The organism is Variovorax paradoxus, from assembly GCF_024734665.1.
Lineage (GTDB): Bacteria > Pseudomonadota > Gammaproteobacteria > Burkholderiales > Burkholderiaceae_C > Variovorax.
Genome location: NZ_CP102931.1, coordinates 4,205,454 through 4,231,914, shown reverse-complemented (window position 1 = coordinate 4,231,914; position 26,461 = coordinate 4,205,454). Strand labels below are relative to the sequence as shown.

The following is a 26,461-nucleotide window of genomic DNA, read 5'->3' as shown; positions in this document are numbered from 1 at the left end:
GCTCACCGTCATGCGCGTGTGAGGGGCCGGAAGTCCACCTGCCCGTGGATGTAGTACGTGAAGCCCTGCAAGTCGGGTTGCAGCGCCGCCTCGAAGGAGGGCAGCCACAGCGGAACGAGCGGCACCTGCTCGAAGGCGATCTCGATCGCGCGCCGGATGGTGCGGTCGTACCTGGCGCGGTCGGTTTCCCAACGCGCCTGGTCGACCAGCTTCGCGAGCTCGTCGTTCTTGAACGAGCCGAAGTTCCAGCGCCAGTCGCCCTGGAAGAAGATGCGGAAGAAGTAGTCGGGGTCGTTGAACCACGCCGAAGAACTGTCGATGAAGAAAGGCAGTTTCTTCTCGGTCTGCAGCGTGCCCCACTGCGCGCCTGGCACCTTCTCGATGGACAGCTCGATACCGATCTTGCCCAGCGCCTCCTGAATCAGCAGCGCAGCCGGCTCCGCCAGCGTGGCGTCGCCCACGCTGTAGCTGAAGCTGGTCTTGAAGCCCTTCGCCAGCCCGGCCTGCGCGAGCAGTTCGCGCGCGCGCAGCAACTGCGTCTCGTACGGGTAGGGTTGTGGAAAGCGGCTGCTCGCGGGCTTTGCCGACTGCGCGCCGTACAGCGGCTCGCCACGGCCCAGGTTAGCGCCGCGCAGCAGCGAGGTGTAGGGCAGGGCATAGGCGATGGCCTGGCGCACGCGCACATCGTCGAAAGGCTTGGCCTGCGTGTTGAAGGCCACGAAGCGGAAGCTGGTGGTGACGGGCACCGAGATCACCTTGGCGCGCGTGGTGTCGGTGAGCGCGTCGAGGTCTTTCGGTGGCAGCTGCAGCGCCACGTCGGCATCGCCCTTGAGCAGCGCCGCCACGCGGTTCGAGGCGGAGGGCACGACCTGGAACACCGCGCGCCGCACCTGCGGCGCCGCACCGCTCTTCCAGCCGTCGAAGCGCGCGTAGATCACCTGCTGGCCCGGCGTGAAATTCTCGACGCGGTAGGCGCCGCCGCCGGCCGCGTTGGCCCTCACCCAGTCGGTGGCCCAGGGGTCCGCCGCCGTTGCGTGCGAGCGGGCGAGTTCGGAGTTGAGCACCGATGCGAAGGACAGCGCCAGGTTGGGCAGCGTGTAGCGGTCGGCGCGCGGCAGCGTGATGCGCAAGGTGTGCGTGTCCACCGCGCTGAACTGCGATGCGTTCTCCAGCGAGCCGGTTCCCAGTTGCCGTTTGCTGGCGGGCAGCGAGACCGCGCGGTCGAGCGACCATTTCACGTCGTTGGCGGTGACGGGGCGGCCGTCGTGGAAGGTGGCGTCGCGGCGCAGCCTGAAGGTCAGCGTGCGGCCGTCCGCGGACTGCTCGAAGCTTTCGGCCAGCTCGCCGCGAAAGCGCCCGTAGTCGTACTTGAAGACTCCCGGCGACACCTGCACCCGGTCGAAGTTGATCAGCCGGTCGTACACGTTGGTGAAAAGCCCGAGCGATTCGCGGCTCACGCCTTCGCCGTGCGGGTCTTGCGAGTTGGGCGCACCCTCGGCCAGCACGCGCACCGTTTCCTTGCGCGACTGCGCGAGGGCGGCAAGGGGCAGGCCGAGGCCCATGCCGCCGAGCGAGGCGGCGGCACCGCCTTGTTGAATGAAGCGACGACGGTCCATGGCGATGCTTTCTTGAAGAAGGAGCGGGCGCCTCACAGCGAGGCGTGGCGCTGCGGCGTGGCGCCGTTGAGCCAGTGGTTGCCGATGGCGTGCGGCTTCCAGCGCACCGGGTCGTGCACGGTGTGCGTGCGCGCATTGCGCCAATGGCGGTCGAGGTTGTGTTCGGCGAGCGTGGCCTGCGTGCCGCCGAGTTCGATCAGCGTGGTGGCCGCGCGCAGCGCGAATTCGGTCGTGACCACCTTGGCCTCGGCCACGGCAATGGAAGCCTCGGTCACGCGCTCGGGCGTGCTGTGCTCGCGGGCCTCGTCGAGGTAGCGGCCGCTGCGCTCCAGCAGGGCCTCGGCGGCATGCTGCTGAATGACCAGTTCGCCAAGCTTGGCCAGTGTGAGCGGGTCGTCCGCGGCCCGCGCCACGCCGCTGTCGGGCCAGGGGCGTGCGCGGTCGCGCACCCACGAGCGCAGGTCGGCCATGGCCGCACGGCCGATGCCCAGATCGATGGCCGCATGAAGAATCTGCGCGAAGGGGCCGTGAATCGTCGGCGGATCGAACAGCTGCGCGCGCGGCAACACCTGCAGTGCCTCCACGGCCACGTTCTGCGCCGTCACGGTGCCGCTGGCGGTGGTGCGCTGGCCAAAGCCGCTCCAGTCGTCCAGCACCTGCAGGCCAGGCGCGTCGCGCCGCACGTACACCAGCACCTGTCGGTCTTCCTCGTCTTTCGCGGCCACCGGCACCCAGTGGGCGAACAGCGCGCCAGTGCAATAGAACTTGCGCCCATCCAGGCGAAGCCCGTTGGCGCCTTTGCTCAGGCGCGCGGTGACCACCTTGGCATTGGGCGTGCCGCTTTCCGACACCGCGTTGCCGAAGCGCTTGCCTTCCAGCGCCTCGCGAAAGAAGAGGTCTTGCTGCGCGGGACTGCCGATCAGCCGCACCGCATCGACCAGGCAATGGTGGTTCTGCGGAATTTGGCCGAGCGCCGGGTCGGCTTCGGAGATCAGCGCGATCACTTCAGCCAGCGTGACGTGCGACACCGCCGCGCCACCGAAGGCGCGCGGCACTGTGATGCCCCACAGGCCACTGGCCGAGAAGCGCTCGACTTCCTCGTGCGGAAGCCGCCGTTCGCGGTCGCGTTCGGAGGCGGTCGGCGCGAACTCGGCTGCCAGTGCGCGAGCCACGGAGATGGCTTCGGCATCGGTCTTGATCAGGTGGGCGGTCATGGGGTGGCGTGAGGCTGTCGTGCCGCATGGACGGCGGGCGGGCGCACGCGCGCGCGCCCGAAGATCTTTTCGCGCCAGCTGCCTTCGGCATAGGCGCGCTTGTGCAGGCCGCGGCGCTGCAGTTCGGGCACGACCAGTTCGACGAAATCCTCCAGGCCCTCGGGGCTGACGGTGCGCACGAGGTTGAACCCGTCCACGCCCGCTTCGTCGACCCAGGCCTCGATCTCGTCGGCGATCTGCGCCGGCGTGCCGACCACGGGCGTGTGCCGCCCGCCGAGCGGCATCTGTGCCAGCAACTGGCGCACGGTGGGGGCGGCGCTTTGCCGCTGCAGCGAGGCGACCGAACTCTGGATCGCATCCGCGCTGCCGCCGGTCACGGGGTCGTCCAGGCCGTGACGGGAAAGGTCGACGCCGATGGCGCTCGAGAACTGCACCAGCCCGGCTTCGGGCCGGGCATAGCGGCGATAGTCTTCATGGCGTTCGCGCGCTTCGCTTTCAGTGCGGCCGACCACCACCTGCAAGGTGGTGACGAAGCGCGCGTCCGCGGGGGGGCGTCCGGCCTCGGCCATCGCGGCTCGCAGCTTTTGCACGACTGCGGCGGTCGCCTGCAGGCCCTGGTTGGGCACGAAGACCACCTCGGCATGGCGTGCCGCGAAAGCGGTGCCGCGCGCGGAGGCGCCGGCCTGGAACAGCAGCGGCGTGCGCTGCGGCGAAGGTTCGCAGGGATGCACCGCGTCGAGCCTGTAGAACTCGCCCTCGTGGCGGATCGGGCGCACCTTTGCAGGGTCGGTGTAGATGCCGCGCGCACGGTCGGCAATCACCGCGTCGTCGTCCCAGCTCGATTCCCACAGTTGGTAGACCAGCGACATGAATTCGTCGGCACGGTCGTAGCGCTGGTCGTGGCCCGCGGTGGCCGTGTCGCCGCGCGCACGTGCCGAGCTGTCGAGAAAGCCCGTGACGATGTTCCAGCCGATGCGGCCTTCGCTCAGGTGGTCGAGCGTGGACATGCGCCGTGCGAACGCATGCGGCGTTTCGGCGGCGATCGTGGCGGTGATGCCGAAGCCCAGTTGCCGGGTCACGCTCGCCATGGCGCCGACCAGCACGGAGGGGTCGTTGATCGGAAGCTGGATGGCGTCGCGCAGCGCCGCGTCGGCGTTGCCGCCCCACACGTCGTAGACGCCCGTGACGTCCGCAAGGAACAAGCCATCGAACAGGCCGCGCTCCAGCGTGCGCGCCAGTTCGAGCCAGTAGGGCAGGCGCTTGTACTCGGTGGAGCGGTCGCGCGGGTGGCGCCACAGGCCGTGCGAGATGTGGCCGACCGTGTTCATGTCGAACGCGTTCAGCAAGATGGGGCGGCGGGAGGCCATGAAAGGTTCGGCGCGTAAGCCCTTGCGGGCCGGCGCGCATTCGGTGCTGCTTCGTTCAGTAGGGGCGGCTGCCTGAAAGGCTGATGCGCTTGAGCAGGCGGCGCTCGCCGTTGTCGAAGGCGCTGCGCGCGTGCAGCGTGGCCTGGTTGTCCCAGTAGACGATGTCGCCCACCGACCAGCGGTGCGTGTACGCGAAGCGCGACTGCAGCAGGTGCTTGCGAAGCCGGGCGACGAGCGCCGCGCCGTACTGCGGATCGACGCCGACGATCTCGACCTCGGTCTTTTCTCCCAGGTGCAGGATGCGGCGGCCGCTGTCCGGGTGCGTGCGCACCAGCGGGTGCACTTCGAAGGGCGTGAGCGGCTCGATGTCGGGCGTGCGGTAGAGCGGGAAACCGGTGGCCAGCGGCTTGAGCTTGCGCAGGAAGGGGTTGTAGGTGATGAGCTGGAGGTCCGCGATCTCGCGCTGCGTTCCGGTGTCGAGCGTGTCCCAGGCGGCCGCGAGGTTGAACCAGGTCGTGTCGCCGCCTTCGGACGGCACCTCGATGCCGTAGAGCAGGGAGCCCGACGAGGGCACCGGTGTCCAGTGGTGGTCGGCATGAGCGGCCAGTTCGTCGTGCCCGAGCACACCGCCTTCGAGGTTCGACACGTGCACGATGTCCGGGGTGTTGCCGCCGTACGGGTCGGAGCCGAGCACCGGCACGTTGGCGGGCGGACGGAACACGCTGCCGAAGTAGCTGGCGAGGCGCTCGAGCTGCGCGTCGTCGATCTGCTGGCGCTTGAAGACCAGCACGTGTCGTTCGAGCAGTGCCTGCTTGAGCGCCAGCACCTGTTCGGCGCGCAGTGGGCGCGTGGCGTCGAGGCCCGTCACTTCGGCACCCAGCGCAGCGTCTATGGGCGCGATGCGGAAGACCTCCGGAGGAAGCCCGTTCCCGTTGGAGGGCGCGACGTGCGGCGAGGGTGGGGCGAGGGTGTCGGTCGACAGGGACATGGGAATGGCGTCTCGGGGCGCAATGCAGTGCCTCGATGCTAGAAAAGTTCGCGTCCGCCGCATGCGCCTATTACGCATGTGCTTATGCGCAAACCTCGCTTGGACCCTGGCGGCGGTTATTCGGCGTCGTTCGCCGCCGCGGCGGATCGCGAGCTTGGTCTGGTGCGTGCCGAACAGGTGGCCTGCATCGATCGTTCCCAGGTCAACATCGCGCTCGGTGTCGCAGGCGAGGTCGGCCACGATGCTCACGCCCATACCTAGCGCCACGTAGGTCTTGATGACATCCGCGTCCATGGCGGCGAGCACGATCTCCGGCGCAAGGCTCTGCCGCGCGAAGGCTTCGTCGATGCGAGAGCGTCCGGTCAGGCCGTTGTCATAGGTGATGAGCGGCCAGGCCGCGAGTCGTTCCAGGGTGAGCGGGCCATGCAGCCGGAACAGCGGGTGCGAGGCGGGTGCGATGACGGCGTGCGGCCAACATCGGCACGACAGCGCCAACAGCTGGGCATGGTCGGCCAATGCCTCGGTGGCGATGCTCACGTTGGCCTCGCCGTCCTGCAGCATCTGGGCGATCTGCCGGGGCGAGCCCTGGTGAATGTGCAGCCGAACGTCGGGAAAGCGCTGGCGGAAGTCCTGCACGGCCCGAGGCAGCGCATAGCGTGCCTGCGAATGCGTGGCGGCGATCGACAGAACGCCTTGCTGCTCGAGATAGGCATGGCTGGCTGCTGCGGGTGGCGAGAACCTGTGCCTTGAATTCTGCGCTGTGACGGCGCCGTTGCTTCGGATTGACGTCCATTGATGATGTCCAACTAACTTAGTGGACAGCATGGTCTCCGGCTTGGCTTCAGTTCTCAAGTTGGGGTTGCTGGCCCCTTACCGCGCGTTTGCAAAGCACCAGCCTTTCTTAGATAGAGGACAGGCCGACCAATAGTAGGTATAACTCACTCCAGGGCACGATAGACCGATGGCATGGCGCCCATTGAGGAGCGGCATTGCGCCGATGGAGGGATGAAAATGAAAAACGGTCGTTGCGAAGCCGCTCTCGCGATGCTTTGCGCATTGTTCTCGGGGTGCGCGCTGCAAAGCCCGCCACCGGTGCTCGCACCCCCGCCAGCCGTTGTGGCTGCATCGCCACCTCCGCGGCATGCGCCCGTCCCTGTTGTCGCACCTCCATCCCCTACAGTCACGACCCCGAAGGCGGTAGGCAAGAATGTCAAGCTCTGGTACGGAACGAACCGCAAAGAGACGGAGCCTTTTGTTCGCTTCGATCCTTATGGCTCCGATCGGGACCGAAAGTTGAACTTTGGCGTGTGCGAAGTCTTGATACCGGCCAGTCACGAGCGCGGCTCGCTCGGAAGCTATTCACGGTTCCAGCCCGACAAGGACGCGCCTTTGATCTTCACTCACGCGCAGCGACTGAGCGAAGAGGCTTACTGGGGCGACTTAACCTCCACGCTGAAGCAAATCGACAACAAGCAGAAGGTCGTCCTGGTCTTCATCCATGGCTACAACAACAGCTTCGCGGATGCAGCCTTGCGCACGGCGCAGCTATGGGCGGACCTCAACTTGCAAGGGGTACCCGCCTTCTTCAGTTGGCCCTCCAGGAGCAAGACGCTGGCCTACACTGCGGACGAAGCCACCATCGAGTACAGCGAGAAATATCTCGCGCAGTTTTTGGTGCGCCTGCGGGAGGAAGTTGGCGATAGTCAGCCAATCCATGTTATTGCCCACAGTATGGGTAACCGCGCCTTGTTGCGCGTGGCCGCACGGCTGCAGGACAAGCTTCGATTTGGCCAGGTGATCCTTGCTGCGCCCGATGTGGACGCCGATCTGTTCCAAGACATGGCTAGTGCATATCCGTACATTTCCGAACGGACGACGCTATACGTATCCAAGAAGGACAAGCCGGTGCACTTCTCCCGGAAAGTTCATGATATGGACCGTGTCGGGGCACCGCCAGGATTCGCCAAGATCGACCGCATCGACACCGTCGAAGTCGTGGCAAAGACGGGCCTTCTGGAACTGGGGCATAGTTATTTCGCTGAATTTTCTCCATTGCTCGATGAGATCGGCGACCTTATCTCTAGGAACCTTTCGTCGGACAAAGCTTATTTCGGCAACCGCGTGGACCACCGCGCCGATTGCATAGTCACGGATTCCGGGAACACTAAGGAAAGTTGCTGGCGGATCATTGTCAACAACTGAGAGCCGTCCTTCGGCTTTTTGTGGGAAATCGCGATTGCGTTGGCCAGTGTCCGTTGCACCGTTGTGAGTCGATCAGGTTTCGATGCACGGCTGGTTCTCGAAGACGATGTCCGCGATGGGGCCGAGGCTGTGTGAAAACTCGATGCGGTAGGCGCGGGATCGTGCTGGCATCATCGAACAACCTGTCGACGGGGCGGCGATCAGGGATGTGCGCTCACAGGGGCGGCTTTACTTTCGTCATCTCGATAGAAAGGTCCCAGAGCCGTTTGGCGACATCGGGGTCCTTCGCACGCTCATCGATGTGAGCATGGGTTGCGGGTCCCGCGGTCTCCCCCCTCCGCGAAGGCCCGTAGTACTCCCCGCCCCGTGCGCGCTCGTCCGTGGCGGCCAGCAGCGTTGGCCACGCACCGCTGGCAGCACTGTTGACCAGGGGACGCAGCACTGGGAGAAAGATCTTCACCCACTTGGGTAGATAACGGCTCAGCTCTGTATCCGCCAGGCCCGGGTGGGCGGCAACGCAGATCACCTTGGTGCCCTGGGTGGCCAGTCGGGCGTTCAGATCCAGGGCAAAGACCAGGTTGGCGAGCTTGCTCGACGCGTACTGCTTGGAGGCGTCGTAGTGCTTGTGGGCGTTGATGTCTTCGAAGTTGATCAAGCCCTTCTTGTGCGCGACGGAGGACAGGACCACGATTCGCGTGCCGTCGATCATCAACTTGGGCAGCAATCGGCCGGTGAGGGCGAAGTGCCCGAAGTGATTCACCCCCATCTGGCTTTCGAAGCCCTGACGGGTTCGCTGCAGTGGCGGAACCATCAGCCCTGCGTTGTTGATCAGCACGTCGATCTTCGGTTCGCGCAACAGGATATCGGTCGCCGTGGCAACGGAGTCCAGGTCCGCCAAGTCCAGTTGCACGAACTTCAGGTCGGCCCTGGGTGCGTGCTTCCGGATGGCGTCCATTGCGGCCCGCGCAAGAGGCTCGGAGCGGCACATCAAGAGGACCTTCCCACCCTTCATGGCCAAGGCGCGCGCCGTCTGAAAGCCGAGGCCGGTGTTGGCGCCCGTGATGGCGAAGGTCTTTCCAGACTGATTGCCCAGGTTCTGTTCGGTAAAGCCCATTGCGATATCTCTTTCTGTTGATTGGGTGCTAGTAAGCCGATGCGGCGGTCGCTTGAATGACGCCGGCGCGGGGTATGAGGGGTTGTGAATCGCAGTGGGGCATGTCAGGCGGCCCTCTCAGACGCAAGCTGCCTTAACGTGCTCTCGTACTGTTGGGGCGACTGCGAGCCGCTGATCGCATGGCTGCCATTGATCATGATGAAAGGGACACCGTTTACGCCACGGCTCCGCCAGAGCTGCTCGTCCGCGCGAACGTCTTCGTCATATCGCCCGCTCCAAAGGACCTCGCGAGCTGCCTGGGCATCGAGGCCTGCCTCGGCGGAGGCGTCGATCAGAACGCCGTGGTCCGAGGGATTGAGCCCCTTTGAGAAATAGGCGACGAAGAGCACGCGTTTCAGTTCCAACTGGCGGCCCTGGAGCCCCACCCAATGCAGCAGGCGATGGGCGTCGTGGGTGTTGTAGATGTCCGAGGCATCGCTGTAGTTCATCGTGAAGCCGAGCGCCGCCACGCGCTGGGTTCCTTGAGCGCAGCCGTTGCGGACATCTGCAGCCGAAACGCCGAACTTGCGGTTCAGGTTGGCCGCAAGGCTCTCGCCTTCGGGCGGCATGCTCGGATTCAGCTGATACGGGTGAAAGCGGAACTGAGGCTCGACCACGTCGCTGGTCCACCCGAGGGCGATCTCGAGCGCAAGCAGGCCCATCAGGCAGTGAGGACACGAGACATCGGAGACGAAATCAACGGTCATCTTGGTCATGGGAGACTCTTCGTTCATGGTGCTCGTCCAGTGGAACGAGTTTGCTTGTAGAAGGCCTATCTCGCTTCGCGACGCGGGCCTCCAGGGCGCACTCCTCAGGGGTTTCAGATCAGGGCGCCACCGCTAGCTTCGATGCGCTGGCCATTGATCCAGCGATTGCCGTCAGAGAGGAAACTCGCCACCAATCCCCCGATATCGTCCGGCTGGCCGAGCCGAGCGAGCGGGGTGATGCTCTTGAAGTAGGCTTGGAAGTCCCGCGAATTGCGAAGCGCGCCGCCGTTGAAGTCGGTTTCGATCGCACCCGGTGCGATGGTGTTGACGGTGATGCCGCGCGCGCCCAGTTCGGTCGCCTGGAAACGAGTCAGGACCTCGAGCGCACCCTTGGCCGCAGCGTAGGTCGAGAAGCCCGCCGCCGAGTTACGGGTCAAGCCGGTGGAAATGTTCACGATACGGCCGCCGTCGGCGAGCACGGGCAGCAGCGCTTGAGTGAGGAAGAACGGCCCTTTGAAGTGCACGTTCACCATCCGGTCGAAGGCGTTTTCGGTCACGTCCGGGATCAAGCTGTATCCGCCATAGCCGGCGTTGTGAATGAGGTGGTTGAACGTATCGCGGCCGAAAGTCGAGCCGAGCGCCGACTTGAGCGCTTCGACGAACGCGGGGAAGCTTGCAACGTCCTCGACATTGAGCGAAAGGGCGACGGCCTTGCCGCCCGCGGCGGTGATCTCGGCAATGACCGCGTCGGCCGCATCCTTGCTGCCGTTGTAGGTCACGACAACACCACTACCGTGGCGGGCGAGGTTGAGGGCCATGCTGCGGCCGAGGCCTCGGCTTGAGCCGGTGATGAGTGCAATCTTGGTCATGGTTCTATCCTTTCGGTGCTTGCGGATTGAGAGGGTGAGCTTGGGCGTCCGCGGCGCTGGCGGCTCGAATTCGGTCCGTTGATCGGGAGGCGGAAACCCGCGCTCCCGGTGGATCAGAGGCTGAAGGTCTTCTGCATGCGTGCAAGGAAGACGCTGTCGTCGTCGTTGCGGCGCATGTCGATCAGCTTGATCGCGTCTTTGCCCGTGGCGTAGCGCAGGCGGGCCGTGTCGTCGGTCGCGGCATCGAAGATGGTCCGTGCCACGTCGGCTGCTTCGGCCGGCTCCTGGCTGAGGGCCGCGAAGCCGTTCGTGGTGTTGCTGACGATCGGCCCGTACTCGGCGATCGACGCGTCATGGCTGAAGGCCAGGGAGCGCCCGCCGAAATCGGACTGGGTCATGCCCGGTTCGACGATCTTGACGCGGATGCCGATCGCGGCGAGTTCATAGAAGAGCGCCTCAGATAAGCCTTCGACCGCGAATTTGCTGCCGTGATAGAGGGAACCCAGGGGGAAGGCGAGACGGCCGCCCACCGAGCTGATGTTGACGATCGTGCCGCGCTTGTGTTCCCGCATGTGCGGCAGCACGACCTTGGTCACGGCGTACAGGCCGATGACGTTGGTGTCGAACTGCTTGCGGATCGTGTCGAGCGAAGTGGCCTCCAGCGGCCCGTAGGCGCCGAAACCGGCGTTGTTGACCAGCACGTCGATCCCACCGAAGTCGCGAATGCCGTGCGCGACGGCATCGGCAATGCTGGCCGCGTCGGTGACGTCGAGGCGCAAGACCCGCACATTGGCGAGCTTGCCCAGTTCGATTTCGCTCTCCGGGGCCCGCATCGTTGCGAGCACGTTCCAGCCTTTGGCCTGGAACAGCTTGGCGGCCTCACGGCCGATTCCGGTCGATGTGCCGGTGATCAGAACGGTCTGCGTCATTTCCAACTCCTTGCACCACTACGTTGTGCGGTGGAATGGATTGGAATTTAGGCGTCTTGATTGAAGAAATCATCGTGAGTACGCGACCAGGGTTTTAAACTTCAAGTTCACAAACCATTAAAGGAATCAGCTATGGTCATCGCATGAAGCGCGACCTGTTCGACGGATTGACCCATTTCCTGGCCGTGGCGCGGCACGGTGGCTTTACCCCTGCCGCCGAAGCGCTGGACATGACGCCGACCGCGATGAGCAAGGCGATCCGGGTGCTGGAGACGCGCTATCAGACCAAACTGTTCCAGCGCACGACGCGCCGCGTCCGCCTGACAGAGGCGGGGGCGGAACTCTATCAGCGCCTGGAGCGCGCGGCCAACGAGGTCAGCGACGCGCTGCAGGCCCTCAGCGTGGCCCAACTCGTGCCGACGGGCACGCTACGACTTACCGTGCCGCACGTGGCCATGGAGCGCATGATCGAGCTCATCCTGGAGCGGTTTCAGGAGCTGTATCCCATGGTCAAGCTCGACATCTCGCTCAACGATGCGCTCGTGGACCTCGTCGCTGAAGGCTTCGACGCCGGCGTCAGGCTCGGCGAGTCGATCGACCGGGACATGGTCGCTATCCGCCTGACGCCGGAGAACCGTTGGGCGATCGCCGCCAGCCCTGCTTATCTGGCGAAGGCCGGACGACCGAAGCGGCTTGAAGACCTGCCGCGGCACAAGGCGGTCCTGTACCGCTTTCCGACGAGCCGGTCGCTCTACGTCTGGGAGTTCGAACGCAACGGCAAGACCATCAAGGTCCGGATGCCCGAGCAGTTGATCGTCGACGACCGGTTGGCGGCTGTCCGGCTCGCGAAGCGCGGCCTTGGCCTCGCCTTCGTGGGGGAGATGGAGGTGGCGGAGGAAGTCGAGCGTGGCGAGCTTGAACTGATGTTCGAGGAGTTCATCCCTCGCGACGCCGGGTTGTTTCTTTATTTTCCGGCTGCGATGCAGAGTCAGCCGAAGCTGCGGGCCTTCATCGATCTTGCGAAGAGTCTGGCGACGACCAAGAAGGCAAGGCGGCCGCGCGCCGGCCGTTTCAGACCGCAGATTCAACCGGGTGATGTCACAGACTGACCGAAGCGATCCTGTGTACTGATCACAATCGCCTGCAGCGGCAGCGGTCCCTGCGTCCGCGAAACCGTTCGACTCCTCCCCCCAGCGATACATGTTTGCCCTGACCCGCTTGACCATCGACCGTGCCAGAAAAGAGCGTTTGCCCCAAGTCGCCGGAAGCCTGGCGTTCACGACCTTGCTGTCCATCGTGCCTCTGCTGGCAGCGAGCTTCGCGCTGCTCACGCGATTCTCGGCCTTCACGCGGTTCAAGGATGCGCTTCAGGAGTTCTTGTTGAGCAGGCTGCTTCCCTCCGACATCGCACGTACAGTGCTGAAGTACCTGAACCAGTTCGCCGCCAACGCCAGCGGCCTGACCTGGGTCGGTTCGCTTTTTTTGCTGGGCACGGCCATCGCGATGTTGCTCACCGTGGAGAACGCGCTGAACCAGATGTGGAAGATCAGGAAGAATCGGCCGTTCTTCAAGAGGGTTGGCCTGTACCTGCTGATGTTGGCCGTCGGGCCACCCATTCTGGGGCTGAGCCTGTGGGCGACGTCGTATTTGCTGGGCGTTTCTCTGGGCCTGATCGGCGCGCTGCCACTCTCGCTCGCATTCGTGCTCGACCTCGGGCCGCTCGTGCTGGGCGTAGTTGTACTGACGAGCATGTTCTACCTTGTTCCGAACACCAAGGTACGGTTGCGCGACGCCTTCGCGGGTGGCTTGCTCGCTAGCGTGGCTTTCGAACTCGGCAAGCGCGGCTTCACCGCCTACCTCGTCAAGGTGCCGACGTACAAGGCACTGTATGGGGCGTTCGCGGCTCTCCCCATGTTCTTGCTATGGGTGTACTTCTCGTGGTTGGTCACGCTGGTCGCAGCCATGATGACGGCCAACTTGGCACTCACCCGACGGCGACCGGCAGGCAAGCCCGCTCGAGCCTAGCAGCCAAGCCTTGGCTGACGGAGTTCTTCAAGGCTTCTGTCCTTTGGGTGCATGCTCGACTGCTTCATCTACCAAGTCAGCTGCGCATTCCCACAGCCTCAACGCCCCAAGATTTGCATCGTCACAACTGCTTGATCTTTGAACTGCGCCACGCACGTTATGTCGACTGGCGTTTCGAGCGAGATGGCGAAATGGATAAGCATGCAGATAGCTTGCGATTGCGAGTTGAAGAGGCTCGGTACTACTGTTTAAACATCGCAATTGAATTCTTTTGGATTTAATCAAAATTCGTTAATTCAAAAGTATGTCGCAATATTGCGGTTGTCAGTCAGATCCTACTCAGGTATCTTGATGTTTCAAAAGAACATTCGAGGGATCCAGCATGGGAGTGGTGGAGACGGCCGTGCAGCTGCACGGGGAGGGAGGCGCGCCGCAGCAAAAAGCACCTGAAGCCGGGGCCGCTGCGAACCCGTCTCTCATTGCGCTGTGCACTATCGCGCGCTTCCACCAGATTGCAGCCGATGCGTCGCTGCTGTCGCACCAGTTGGGCCTTGTTCCCTCCGAGCAGATCGACACCGCTACGCTGCTGCGCGCAGCCAGGCACCTGGGCCTGAAGGCCAAGTCCTCCCGCACCACACTTGATCGCCTGTCGCTGACGCCACTGCCTGCACTCGCGGTGCTTCGAGGCGAAGATGGTGCTGAGCGCTTCGTCATCCTCGTCCAGTGCGACGCTCAGCGTGTCCTGCTCCAAGACCCTTCAGCCTCCAACGGCCGCCCCGTCATCGAACCCCTGGAGGTCTTCGCCGCGCACTGGAGCGGCGAACTCATCCTGATCACCAGTCGTGCCAGTTTGGTGGGCGACCTGGCCAAGTTCGACTTCTCCTGGTTCATCCCCAGCCTCGTCAAGCACAGGAAGCTGCTCGGCGAGGTGCTCTTCATCTCCTTCATCCTGCAGCTGTTCGCGCTGGTCAGCCCGCTGTTCTTCCAGGTCGTCATGGACAAGGTGCTCGTGCACCGCGGCATGACCACGCTGGACGTGCTCGTCATCGGCCTCTTGGTCGTCGTCGTCTTCGAGTCGCTCCTGAACGGCCTGCGCAGCTACGTCTTCAGCCACACGACGAACCGCATCGACGTCGAACTCGGCGCACGGCTGTTTCGCCACCTCGTGCAATTGCCCCTGGCCTACTTCCAGGCCAGGCGAGTCGGCGATTCCGTTGCCCGTGTGCGCGAACTCGAGAACATCCGCAGCTTCCTGACCGGCAACGCCTTGACGGTGCTGCTGGACGTCGTCTTCTCCATCGTCTTCGTGGCCGTCATGCTGTTCTACAGCGTGCCCCTCACTTTGATCGTGCTCGCGAGCATGCCGCTGTACTTCGGCCTGAGCCTGGCCGTGGTGCCCATCTTGCGCCGGCGCCTGGACGAGAAGTTCGCGCGCGGCGCCGAGAACCAGGCCATGCTGGTGGAGACCGTCAGCGCCATCCAGACCGTCAAGGCCACCGCGCTGGAGCCTGCCTTCGGGCGGCGCTGGGACAACCAGCTCGCCGCCTACATCTCTGCCAGCTTCCGGACCCAGAACCTCGCGAGCTGGGCGCACGAAGGCGTCAACCTCATCGGCAAGCTCGTCAATGCTGCCACCCTGTGGTATGGCGCACACCTGGTGATGAACAACGAGCTCACCGTCGGCCAGTTCGTCGCCTTCAACATGTTCGCCCAGCGCGTGAGCCAGCCCATCATGCGCATGGCCCAGCTGTGGACCGACTTCCAGCAGACCGGCATCTCCATGGCCCGGCTCGGGGACATCCTCAATACCCGCACCGAAGTCCCGCCCAGCACCGCTGCTCAACTGCCAGCCCTCAAGGGCCGCGTGACGCTGGACAACCTGACCTTCCGCTACCGCCCGGAAGCGGCGCCCGTGCTCAATGGCGTCAGCCTGGATGTGCGCCCCGGCGAAGTCATCGGCATCGTCGGGCGCTCGGGCTCCGGCAAGAGCACGCTGACCAAGCTCGTCCAGCGGCTGTATTCCCCTGAGCAGGGGAGATTGCTGGTCGACGGCATCGACATCAGCCTGATCGATGCGGCGCAGCTCAGAAGGCAGGTGGGCGTGGTGCTGCAGGAGAACACCCTCTTCAACCGCAGCGTGCGCGAGAACATCGCCATCGTCGATCCGGCCGCGCCGCTGGATGCGGTGATTCACGCGGCCCAACTGGCTGGGGCCCACGAGTTCATCAGCGAATTGCCCGAGGGCTACGACACCATGGTCGGCGAGCAGGGCGCGAGCCTCTCGGGCGGGCAGCGCCAGCGCATTGCTATTGCCAGAGCCCTGTTCACCCATCCGCGCATCCTGATCTTCGATGAGGCCACCAGCGCGCTGGACTACGAGAGCGAGGCCATCGTGCAGCGCAACATGGCGCACATCTGCAAGGGGCGAACGGTCTTCATCATTGCCCACCGGCTGAGTGCAGTGCGGCATGCCAACCGCATCATCGTGATGGACAAGGGGAAGATCGTCGAAGGCGGCACGCACGAGAGTCTGCTCGCCCGGCCCAAGGGCATCTATGCGTACCTGTGGAACATGCAGGGCGGTGGGCACCCGACCGAAGGGGCGGGAGCAGGCACGGGAGCGGTGGTATGACGCCAGAAGTCTCCACGACCGCCCCTGCGGCCAATGCGCCGAGCGTGCGGCACCCCGTCCTCGAGTTGCTGGGGCGTTACGGCGCGATCTTCAAGGCAGCCTGGAAGCATCGCCATGAACTGGCTGGGCCAAGGCGCTTGTCTGATGAAGCGGCCTTCTTGCCAGCAGCCTTGAGCCTGCAGGACACACCTGTACATCCAGCGCCAAGACGGCTGGCCTATGCACTGATCGCCTTGTTCCTCATCGCATTGATCTGGGCCATCTTCGGGCAGGTCGACATCGTGGCGGTGGCGCCGGGCAAGATCATCGTGAGCGAGCGCACCAAGATCATCCAGCCGCTGGAGGTGAGCGTGGTCAAGCGGGTGCTGGTCAGGGATGGAGACCATGTCGAGGCGGGCCAATCGCTTGTCGAGCTCGATCCCACGATGGCCACGGCCGACAGGACGAGCGTCAATGACCAGCTGAAGTCGATGCAGTCCGAGGTCATGCGCACCCGGGCACTCCTGAAGGCGTTGAACGCCGCTGAGTCACACGCTCCAGATCTGGGCAAGGCCATTCCTTCCGGCTGGTCCGATGAAGACTTGAGTTCGGCCCACGCGGAGCTGAATGACGAATGGAGCGACATCACGGCCAAGCTGGCCAAGGCGGCCGCGGAGATCAACCGCCGCCAGGCCGAGATCGCGACTGCGCGGGAGGTGGTCACCAAACTGGAGACCACGCTCCCCATCGCAAAACAAAGAGAAGCCGACTTCCGTCAATTGGCCGATCAGGGCTTCATGTCCAGCCATGCGAACCAGGACCGCACAAGGGAACGCATCGAGATGGAGCGGGATCTGGCCACGCAGCGAGCGAGACTGGCGGAGGCCAACGCCTCGCTGCGCGAGAGCGAAAACACGAGGGTCGCATTCATCGCGGAAACAAAGCACAGCCTGAGAACACGAGAAGGCGCGGCTGAACTCAAGCGACAGCAAGGCACGCAGGATCTGGCCAAGGCGGGTCAGCGAGAGCGGCTCACCACGTTGAAGGCCCCTGTGGCAGGCACGGTGCAGCAGCTTGCCGCGCACACCGAAGGCGGGGTGGTCACGGAGGCGCAACCCCTGATGGTGATCGTGCCCGACGGGGCGCAGGTGACGGCGGAGGTGACGCTGGACAACAAGGACATCGGCTTCGTGAGCCCGACGCAGGAAGCGGCGATCAAGCTGGAGACGTTTCCGTACACGCGCTACGGGACAGTCAATGCCACGGTGAAGACGGTGACGGCGGATGCGGTGAACGACGAGAAGCGCGGGGCGATCTTTCCGGTGACGCTAAACCTGAGCAGCACCACCATCGATGTGGATGGCAAGCCGATCAAGCTGAGCCCGGGGATGAACCTCACGGCCGAGATCAAGACGGGCAAGCGAAGAGTTATTGAGTTCCTGCTCAGTCCTGTTCAGAGAGCAACAACGGAGAGCCTGAGGGAGCGATAGGTCGGGCGGGCAGCTCGTTCTTCCCGGTGAGAAAACAGTATTACACGAGTAAATATGAAAGCCGTAAATCCATTCCGATCAACCTTTGCGACTACCCCAATCTGAACAAGGAAGCAGTGCGACCGCCCTCTCTAACTCATGCATATGAAGAAAAAAATCTCTGCAAGCATCGTAGTCGTTGCTTCTGCCGCTCTCCTGGTCGCATGCTCCTGGGGGTACTGGCGCCTGATGGATTCCGGCTATTGCGTGTCGAAGATGAGGTATCTCGATGATCGCGAGCTGATCGAATCAGCCATTCGCCACGAGATCTTCCAGATGAACATCGAAGCGAACCCCGAGGCAATCGCCCGCTTTCTACAAGCGAACGAGACCTGCTGCGGGGTTGACCGGCATCCCGACTGGCGCCGCACTTGGGTAGACACCCTGACCGGCTTCAACTACGCCGAGGTCACCCTCAATTTCGAGAAGAAGCAGACCGAAGTCTCGCAGGGAGCCCGGCGTTTCTACAAGAGTCTGGTGGCCGTCGATGCGTGCGGCCCGGCACTGAAGAGTATCGGCACGGATACCACAGCACTTGAAAACTACCCATGACGGTTTAACCAAAGGATCGCGATATGTACACGTGGATGCAATTGGGCGCTCGGGAGATGACGGCCCTTTATCTTTACGGACAGACAACGCCGCCTCAGAATCTTGCCAGTGCGGCGGTGATCCGTCCTGCCGGGCCAATCACCATCGACATGGACGCGGTGTCTTTCATGGCTGGCGGGCCTGGCCGTTTTGCCAATGCCTCTTCTATTCAGGTCGTCAAGGCGTTCATGGACGGAGGCCTCTTCCAGGCTAACGGCCAGAGACAGACATTCACGCTGGCCAGTGCGGTTGCGCTGGCCGGAGCCAAGAGTGCAAACGTCGATATCCGCCAGTCTAGCTACGAAGACGGGATCAATGACCACGCATTCCGGACCTACGTCTATCAGTCATCCGGCTTTACGCTGGCGCAGGGCGCCACATTCGTCATCGAAGCGGACGGCACGCGTCACATTGAAGACCTGGCCATCCTTCCGTTCAATGACGATTTTGATTTCGAATCGGACTCGACGTCCTCGAAAATCGGCAACGCCTACCTTGAGCCGCGCATCGATCCGACAGGTCTGGGGCGCAAGGTCATCATCAGTTTCGATCCGGCGAGTAAATCGGCCGTGCCGCGCGTCAACTACACCGCCGCCGACTTTGCAGCTGACCAACAGCGCGAAATTCAGACCTATCACCCGGCTACCGGTCTGGCTCATGCGGCTGCCGAGATGCCGGGTCTCGTGGAAGACCTCTGGACCCAAGGCGTCACGCGACTGCTCGATTCCCAAGGCAGGGTGATCTATCATGGCACTGTCGGTGGGGATAACCTAGGCCCTTCCAAATTCCCCTCCGGGCTGTACGCACCATTGCGCACGGCGCTTAACGAAAAAGGCATTGCGCTGTTCGGCGGAGCAGGTGATGACCAATTGACTGGTGGGTCGAAGAATGACTACCTTGCGGGCGGTGCCAATGACGACCGGTTGAGCGGCGGGATTGGCAGCGACACCTACGTTTTTCAGCCAGGCGACGGGAAGGATGTCGTCGTAGACAGCGACGGTCTCGGCGAGATCGTGGTGGGCGGCGCGGCGCTTGTTGGCGGTGGGGCCGCGGAATACAAGCTCGTCGGCAATAAGCAGGTATGGACCGTCGGCAGCGGCGCGACGCAGGTCATCTACACGCTGGATCCCGGCGGCAGGACACTGGTGATTACCGGGGCGCTGCTTGGAGCGGGCAGCCAGATCACCGTGAACAATTTCGATTCATCGCGTGCTGTCGGCTACCTCGGTATCCGGCTGAGCACGACATCGAAGGTGGTGTTGCAGCAAGACATGGGGCCGAATCCGTTCGCTGACAGCGCTTTCGATCCCGCCACGGCCAGCGGCACGGTCAACATCAGCGAAGGCAACGGCAAGACCTTCGTTTTCTACCTCAACCGCCCGGCAAAGGCTGGCGAAACCCTGACGCTCGCCTTGTCCGATCTGGCCGACAAGTTCCAGGTCATCCTTGGCGACAGCACCGTGCCCGCCAACGGTGCCGTCATTACGCTGGTGCCCGGACAGGATCGCGTCCTCGTGTCGCTGATCCAAGTGGGTGACGTGGATGAAGACGGTAGTGCCCAACTCAGCGCGACATTCCAGGATGCGGAGGGCAGCGTCAGTTCCAACGCATGGGAGATCGCTCTGCACGATGCGGGAGAGGCCGCGCGCACCTACAACGGCGACCAGCGCGCGCTCATTCGCGGGGTCGAGATCGACTTCGAGATCCAACCCGGAGATCCGCGCTACAACACCTACAAGTGGGTCTCCGCGAACTGGGGCACGGATGGCACCCTCAATGGAGGGACCGCCGAGGCCGACTTCAACGACGTCATTGATGGCAGCAGTGGGGTTGACAAAATCAACGGCCTGGGTGGCAACGACGCACTCGACGGCTTGGCAGGCAATGACGAGATCAACGGCGGGGAAGGCTCAGACCTGATCGGCGGCGGCAGCGGCAGCGACGTCATTCACGGCGGCGCCGGCAACGATCACATCTTCGGCGCGACCGGTCTCAATGTGTTCCAGCGCGTGAGCCCCGACGACCAATGGGTGCCGCCTTCCGGCACAACGCTGGTCATACAGGGCAGCAATTGGGGCGTCTATAACAACGGTACCAGCAACACGGTGGTGGGCGGAGGCTCGCTCACCATGGATTCGGACGGCGATGCCATGTTCGGCGATGCCGGCGACGACAGCGTGAACGGCGGGCTAGGCGGCGACTACCTGGACGGTGGCGACGGCGACGACCAACTGTGGGGACACGGTGGCAACGACATCATCGTGGGCGGAGCGGGGGCCGACTTCCTGATGGGAGACGGCATCAAGGACCTCGGTTTCTACGAGACGCTCGACGGCGCGCTGCATGGCAACGACTTCCTCGACGGCGGAGAGGGCGACGACACCCTCAAGGGCGGTGGTGCCGACGACACCCTCTACGGCGGCGTCGGCGCCGACCTTCTGTGGGGGGACGATACCTCCGAGGACAAGCTGGAAGGCAATTTTCACGGCGAGGACTACCTCGATGGCGAAGACGGCGACGATCAGCTCGTTGGTGGCGGGCGCGACGACACGCTCTACGGCGGCGCGGGCAATGACAACATCTGGGGCGACGACGACAGCGAGGCCAATCTCACCGGCACCTTCCACGGCAACGACTATCTCGACGGGGAAGAAGGCGACGACCAGCTCATCGGCGGGGGCAAGGACGATACGCTTTTCGGTGGCGACGGTGCGGACTTCTTGCTGGGCGACGACAGCGAATCGCAACTGGCCGGCAGTTTCCACGGCGCCGATTGGCTCGATGGCGAAGCCGGCAATGACCGTCTGATCGGCGGTGGCGGTGATGACACGCTGTACGGCGGCGCGGACGACGACGTGCTGGTCGGCGACGATCAGGACGAGAGCAGTCTTGCCGCCGAATTCCATGGCAACGACCAACTCGATGGCGGCGAAGGCAAGGACCAGTTGTTGGGCGGAGGCGGAGACGACGCGTTGTACGGTGGTGCCGGCAACGACATCCTGTGGGGCGACAACGAGGAGCAGAAGCTGGCGGGTATCTCCCATGGCAACGACTATCTGGATGGCGGAGAGGGAGACGACATCCTTGTAGGCGGAGGCAGAGACGACACGCTGATCGGCGGCGACGGTGCGGATGAGTTGCAAGGCGACGCAGGCGCCGCCTACTTGGCCGGCCAATTTCATGGCAACGACTCTCTCGATGGTGGTGCGGGCAATGATCGGTTGTTCGGCATGGGCGGCGATGACGTACTTTTCGGCGGAGAAGGCGACGACTATCTGAGCGGCGACGGCAATCTCGTGGATGTGGCGCTCGAATTCAACGGCAACGACACGCTCTACGGTGGCGATGGCGACGACACTTTGATGGCCGGCGACGGCGACAACTACCTCTCTGGCGATGACGGCAATGACACGCTCTGGGGAGGCAGCGGAGACGACGTGCTGCTCGGCGGTGCAGGCAATGATTTCATCCGCTCCGGTGCAGGAAACGACACGATGAACGGTGGCGCCGGCAGCGACTTCTATTACGTGGCGTTGGGCAGTGGCACAAAGCATATCGAGGACGAGGACGACGATAGCTGGAACGTCTTGGTACTCGAGGGCGGCTTCAATCTTGGCGCGGTGCGACTTTCGCTGGGGTCGCTGGTGATCGGCGACGCCTCCGGCAGCACGCAAATTCACCTGGACGGAGTGGACTACGACGATCTGGCTGGCACGTCGCCCATCGACGAAGTGCAATTTTCCGATGGCAGCAGGATGACCATTGCGCAGTTGATCGAGGCGGTGCCAATCGATATCCCTGTCACCGAGGGAGCCGACTTCGTTCAGGGAACCTCCGGCAGGGAAGTCATCCACGCACTGGCTGGCGACGATATGGTAGACGGGCGGGCCGGCAACGACGTGCTCGATCTTGGCGCGGGCAACGACATCGCCTACGGCGGCGATGGCAACGACACTGTAATGGGCGGACAGGGCGATGACCTCATCTTCGGCGATGCGGGGGGTGACGAACTCGACGGTGGCGATGGCGATGACCGGATTTCCGGTGGCTTGGGCGACGACAACATCATGGGCGCTCTCGGGGCCGATGTGCTGGTTGGCGGGGAGGGCAACGATGCGATGGCAGGGGGCGACGGAAACGACGTCATCGAAGGAGATGCGGGCGCAGATACCCTGCAAGGCGGGCTCGGCGCCGACACGCTCGCAGGCGGCGACGACAACGATATTCTCCTTGGGGGTGACGACAACGATCAGTTGGCGGGCGACGCGGGTAACGACCAACTAGATGGCGGTGTCGGCAACGACGTCCTCGTCGGTGGCGTGGGCAACGACCTCCTTGACGGCAACCTCGGAACAGACGAGATGTTCGGCGGGGCGGGCGACGATGAATACCGCGTCGATGACGTAGGCGACACCGTCAGCGAAGCACAGGGCGAGGGCCGCGATGTTGTCTTCACCGGCATCGACTATGTGCTGGGCGAGAACGTCGAAGATCTGCGCATCCTGCAAGGCTCCCAGGCCACGCACGCCACCGGCAATGCTGCGGACAACGCCATCGTGGGCAATAACGTCCTTGGCAGCACTCTGCTCGGTATGGCAGGCAACGACATCATTGACGGTGGCGCTGGCAACGATCTGCTGGATGGGGGCGAAGGCATCGATGTGCTGATGGGCTTTACCGGCGACGATGAATACCGCGTGGACAACGTTGCCGATCAGGTCAACGAGGCGTTCGCGAGCGGGATCGACTCCGTGTTCGCCACCGTGAGCTATGCGCTATGGAGCAACGTCGAGAACCTCACGCTCGTAGGGCCCAATGCCCTGGACGGCACCGGCAACGCGCTGGCCAACATCATCACTGGCAACGACTTGGATAATTCGCTCCGGGGTGAAGATGGAGACGACAGCCTCATCGGCGGTGCAGGCAACGACACCCTCGACGGAGGTGCGGGAGTTGACGTACTGGACGGCGGTGACGGCGATGACGTGTACATGGTCGACAACGAGCAGGACCTCATCGTGGAGGCTGCCGGCGGCGGAACCGACACGGTGGTGAGCGCGATCAGCTACGTGCTGGGCGCGGACCTGGAGAACCTCACATTGATTGGCCAGGATGCGCGTAACGGCACCGGAAATGCCGGTGACAACATCATCGTGGGCAATGAATACGAAAACCGCCTGGTCGGGGGTGGGGGCGAAGACCGGCTCGAAGGCGGCCTGAACAACGACACCTACGTGGTCGACAGCGCAGGCGATGTGGTGATTGAGTTCGAGGACGAAGGCTTCGACACGGTGGAGATCGGGCGAAGCTTCTCCGTCTCGGAGATCGCGAACATCGAGAACGTGACCCTGACTGGCACCCTCGACATCAATGCTACCGGCGACGATGGCGACAACGTGCTGATCGGCAATGCCGGCGACAACGTGCTCGATGGCGGCCTCGGCGACGACATCATGGAAGGCGGCGCGGGCAACGACACCTACATCGTCGATGAAAACGACAACTGGGTGACGGAACACCAGGACGAAGGCATCGACACGATCGTCCGCAACTACGACACTACCTACGTCCTCGACGACAACGTCGAGAACCTGATCTTGAGTGGCGCCGTCTACCGCGGCAACGGCAATAACCTCGACAACGTCATCACCGGCAACGATGCGGACAACAACCTGCTGGGGTTGGGCGGCAACGACACACTGATTGGCGGCGGCGGAGACGATGCACTGTTCGGCTCCGAAGGCCAGGACACGCTGATCGGCGGCACTGGTGACGACTATTACGAGATCGATGATGCCGGCGACATCATTATCGAGAACGCCGGCGAAGGCGACGACTTTGTGCGCTCCTCTGTCAGTTGGACCCTGGGGGCCAACGTCGAGCGGCTTGCGCTGGACGGCGCGGACGATCTCTACGCCACAGGCAATGGCCTGGCCAACGGCCTCTGGGGCAATGACGGCAACAACTTGCTCACGGGCGGTCAGGGCAACGACTTCCTCTCGGGCGGTGCTGGCGACGATGTTTATGTGTTCAACGCGGGCGACGGCCAGGACACCATCGACAACACCGACGCACTGGACGCGCTCGACACGCTGCGCTTTGGCGCCGGCATCGGCGAGAACGACGTACTGGCCTTCCAGTCAGGCAGTCACATCTTCTTCAAGATCAAGGGCACTTCCGACCAGATCGCGTTCCTCGACTACTACGGCGCCAACACCCAGAGCGGCGGTGTGACGCAGGACCACAAGATCGATCACATCGAGTTTGCCAACGGCACGGTGTGGGACCAGACCATGATCCAGACGGTGGTGGACCGGGCCAACAACAACCACGCGCCGACGGTCAACAGCTTCCTGCCGACGTTGAAGGCCAGCGAGGGCACTGTCTTCAGCTACGTGGTGCCGGTCAACACCATCACCGACCCCGATGTGTGGGATTCGGTCATCTACAGCGCCACGATGTCCAACGGCGATCCGCTGCCGTCTTGGCTGTCCTTCGATGCGCAGACGCGAACCTTCTCGGGCACGCCGACATCGGCCAACGTTGGCAGCCTGCAATTCGTGCTCTGGGGCACCGACAACTACGGTTCGGGCACCGGCATTTATGTCAATCTGAATGTCACGCCACCCAACCAGAGCCCTGTCGTCGCCACACCGCTGGCCGACCAGAGCGTGGCCGAAGGCACTGCGATCAACTACACCGTTCCGTCGGGTTCCTTTACCGACCCGGACGCGGGTGACAGCCTCAGCTATGTGGCCACACTCGCGGATGGCACGGCATTGCCGTCATGGCTCAGTTTCAATGCCAGCACACGCAAGTTCACTGGCACGGTCCCTATCGGCGCGCTGGATGCCCTGAGCGTGCGGGTGACTGCGACCGACCAGGGCGGCCTTGCCGTCCAGGACGTATTCAACATCGCAGTGACGGTGCAGAACCTCACGCTCAACGGAACCACGTCGGCCGAGACTCTGACCGGCCGCTCGGGTAACGACACCATTGACGGCAAGGCAGGCAACGACACGCTGATCGGCAACGCGGGCAACGACCGGCTGATCGGCGGGACCGGCAATGACACGATGAGCGGCGGCACGGGAGACGACACCTACGTTGTGGACTCCGCCACTGACATCGTCAACGAGAACGCTGGCGAAGGCACCGACACCGTCGAGTCCAGTGTGACTTTCACATTGGGCGCCAACGTCGAGAGGCTGACGCTGACGGGCACGACGGCGATCAACGGCACAGGCAATGCGCTGGACAACGTGCTGACCGGCAACAGCGCGGCCAACACCTTGACAGGCAACGCTGGCAACGACGTGCTCGACGGGTTGGGTGCCGCAGACACGATGAAGGGCGGTACGGGTGATGACACCTACTACGTGGACAACGCATCGGACGTGGTGACCGAGTTGGCAGGCGAGGGCAGCGACACGGTGATCTCGACCCTCACGCACACGCTGGCCACCAACGTCGAGAACCTGCGCCTAAACGCCACGGGTGCCATCAACGGCACCGGCAACACGCTCGACAACATCCTGTATGCCGGCGCTGGCAACAACACGCTCAATGGACAGGGCGGCTTGGACACCGCTTCGTATCTCTACGCCGGCTCGGCCGTGACGGTGAGCTTGGCCGTCACCAGCGCGCAGGCCACGGGCGGTTCGGGCAGCGACACCTTGCAGAACATCGAGAACCTCACGGGCAGCGGCTTCAACGACACCCTCACGGGCAGCGCGGTTGCCAATGTGCTCGATGGCGGCGCGGGCAACGACACACTGACGGGCGGTGCCGGCAACGACACCTACCGCATGGGTCGAGGTCAGGGCAGTGACTCCATCGTGGAGAACGACGCCACAGCGAGTAACGCCGACGTGGCGCTGTTTGGTGCCGACATCGCGACTGACCAGTTGTGGTTCAGGCAGGTTGGCAACAACCTCGAGGTGAGCGTGATTGGGTCTTCCGACCAGTTCACCTTGAACAACTGGTACCTGGGTAGCCAGTACCACGTGGAGCAGTTCAGGACCAGCGATGGCCGTGTGCTGAGCGACAGCAACGTGCAGAACCTGGTGCAGGCGATGGCGAGCTTTTCTCCGCCGGCTGCGGGGCAGACCACGCTACCGCCGAACTACCAGAGCAGCCTGAACTCGGTGATTGCGGTCAACTGGCAGTGATAGGGACGGCCCCTGAGTGCATTGCTCATGCACTCGGGGTGCCACCTAGTCGAAAGGAGCGCGCCCTGGCAAATGCGGCTCTTGCAGCTACCCACAAAATGCGAGCTGAGGGCCGGCCGCCAATAAGGCGGCGTGCTTGAGGCGCTGGCCCAACCACCGATAACTGGGTGTTTACGTGCCTGTGGTTATCGTCGGTTGACGGAGACACTAGGACACCATCGTGCTTCAGGTGGGGGGCAACCCGACTGCAAGGTGAGTGGCCAAGCCGTACGCAACCTAGGCGGCACGGTTGCAACGCGCCGGGGCAGGGGGCACCTGATCGGGTGCGGCTGCGAAGCCGCGTGACCACCTCTAGCGGGGCGGCATGTCTGACCCTGATCGTCAGTTCGTCGCGTCTAGGCACCGAGTGCTAGGCGGGGAGAGGCTGGCCTATCGGCAACTTTGTTCGCCTGGGCATGGTGACCCGACAGGCGGGATGCATGCACTGCA

At 63.5% G+C, this 26,461-nt stretch carries 15 protein-coding genes; 7 read left to right on the top strand and 8 right to left on the bottom strand.

The features are described 5' to 3' along the window. Window positions 1-8: 8 nt before the first annotated feature. From NWF24_RS19985 to NWF24_RS34280, 4 genes are read right to left on the bottom strand one after another with little or no spacing between them, the layout of a single operon-like run. Window positions 9-1,616 carry an ABC transporter substrate-binding protein gene (locus NWF24_RS19985; RefSeq protein ID WP_258350040.1) on the bottom strand — a complete coding sequence of 536 codons (1,608 nt, stop codon included), beginning with the start codon at window positions 1,614-1,616 and terminating at the stop codon, window positions 9-11. A 32-nt stretch (window positions 1,617-1,648) separates the two neighbouring features. Then, window positions 1,649-2,830 carry an SfnB family sulfur acquisition oxidoreductase gene (locus NWF24_RS19980; RefSeq protein ID WP_258350039.1) on the bottom strand — a complete coding sequence of 394 codons (1,182 nt, stop codon included), beginning with the start codon at window positions 2,828-2,830 and terminating at the stop codon, window positions 1,649-1,651. Beyond that, window positions 2,827-4,197 (bottom strand): LLM class flavin-dependent oxidoreductase, encoded by a 1,371-nt coding sequence (locus NWF24_RS19975; protein WP_258350038.1) that lies wholly within the window; start codon window positions 4,195-4,197, stop codon window positions 2,827-2,829. The genes NWF24_RS19980 and NWF24_RS19975 overlap by 4 nt, the downstream gene beginning before the upstream one ends. 55 nt (window positions 4,198-4,252) lie before the next feature. Further along, a complete protein-coding gene (locus NWF24_RS34280; RefSeq protein ID WP_375338397.1) occupies window positions 4,253-6,010 on the bottom strand; it encodes a TauD/TfdA family dioxygenase in 1,758 nt (585 codons plus the stop codon). Between the two features lie 180 nt (window positions 6,011-6,190). On the opposite strand from NWF24_RS34280, the gene NWF24_RS19960 reads away from it, so the two are divergent. Beyond that, on the top strand, window positions 6,191-7,387 hold the full coding sequence (locus tag NWF24_RS19960; RefSeq protein WP_258350037.1) for an alpha/beta hydrolase: 1,197 nt from the start codon (window positions 6,191-6,193) through the stop codon (window positions 7,385-7,387). A 214-nt stretch (window positions 7,388-7,601) separates the two neighbouring features. Here NWF24_RS19960 and NWF24_RS19955 read toward each other — a convergent pair whose 3' ends face one another. From NWF24_RS19955 to NWF24_RS19940, 4 genes are all read right to left on the bottom strand, one after another. Further along, on the bottom strand, window positions 7,602-8,501 hold the full coding sequence (locus tag NWF24_RS19955) for an oxidoreductase (RefSeq protein WP_258350036.1): 900 nt from the start codon (window positions 8,499-8,501) through the stop codon (window positions 7,602-7,604). 104 nt (window positions 8,502-8,605) lie between these two features. Continuing rightward, window positions 8,606-9,256 carry a DsbA family oxidoreductase gene (locus tag NWF24_RS19950; protein WP_258350035.1) on the bottom strand — a complete coding sequence of 217 codons (651 nt, stop codon included), beginning with the start codon at window positions 9,254-9,256 and terminating at the stop codon, window positions 8,606-8,608. A 104-nt stretch (window positions 9,257-9,360) separates the two neighbouring features. Continuing rightward, entirely contained in the window at window positions 9,361-10,116 is a 756-nt protein-coding gene (locus NWF24_RS19945) for an SDR family oxidoreductase (protein WP_258350034.1), read from the bottom strand. 113 nt (window positions 10,117-10,229) lie between these two features. Next, window positions 10,230-11,045, bottom strand: coding sequence for an SDR family oxidoreductase (locus tag NWF24_RS19940; protein WP_258350033.1), 816 nt, complete (start codon window positions 11,043-11,045; stop codon window positions 10,230-10,232). Window positions 11,046-11,188: 143 nt separating this feature from the next. On the opposite strand from NWF24_RS19940, the gene NWF24_RS19935 reads away from it, so the two are divergent. The 6 genes from NWF24_RS19935 to NWF24_RS19910 all read left to right on the top strand — a co-directional run bounded on the left by NWF24_RS19935 (window position 11,189) and on the right by NWF24_RS19910 (window position 25,972). Further along, entirely contained in the window at window positions 11,189-12,154 is a 966-nt protein-coding gene (locus NWF24_RS19935; RefSeq protein ID WP_258350032.1) for a LysR family transcriptional regulator, read from the top strand. Window positions 12,155-12,245: 91 nt separating this feature from the next. Next, window positions 12,246-13,070: a YihY family inner membrane protein gene (locus NWF24_RS19930; protein ID WP_258350031.1), complete on the top strand. Its 825-nt coding sequence runs from the start codon at window positions 12,246-12,248 to the stop codon at window positions 13,068-13,070. 382 nt (window positions 13,071-13,452) lie between these two features. After that, window positions 13,453-15,702, top strand: a complete 2,250-nt coding sequence (locus NWF24_RS19925) for a type I secretion system permease/ATPase (RefSeq protein WP_258350030.1) — start codon at window positions 13,453-13,455, stop codon at window positions 15,700-15,702. Next, window positions 15,699-17,171, top strand: a complete 1,473-nt coding sequence (locus NWF24_RS19920) for an HlyD family type I secretion periplasmic adaptor subunit (RefSeq protein ID WP_258350029.1) — start codon at window positions 15,699-15,701, stop codon at window positions 17,169-17,171. The genes NWF24_RS19925 and NWF24_RS19920 overlap by 4 nt, the downstream gene beginning before the upstream one ends. A 144-nt stretch (window positions 17,172-17,315) precedes the next feature. Beyond that, window positions 17,316-17,762, top strand: a complete 447-nt coding sequence (locus tag NWF24_RS19915; RefSeq protein ID WP_258350028.1) for a hypothetical protein — start codon at window positions 17,316-17,318, stop codon at window positions 17,760-17,762. Between the two features lie 23 nt (window positions 17,763-17,785). After that, the gene (locus NWF24_RS19910) at window positions 17,786-25,972 is read left to right on the top strand and encodes a putative Ig domain-containing protein (protein WP_309148839.1); all 8,187 of its coding nucleotides are present in this window, start codon (window positions 17,786-17,788) and stop codon (window positions 25,970-25,972) included. Window positions 25,973-26,461: the final 489 nt, after the last annotated feature.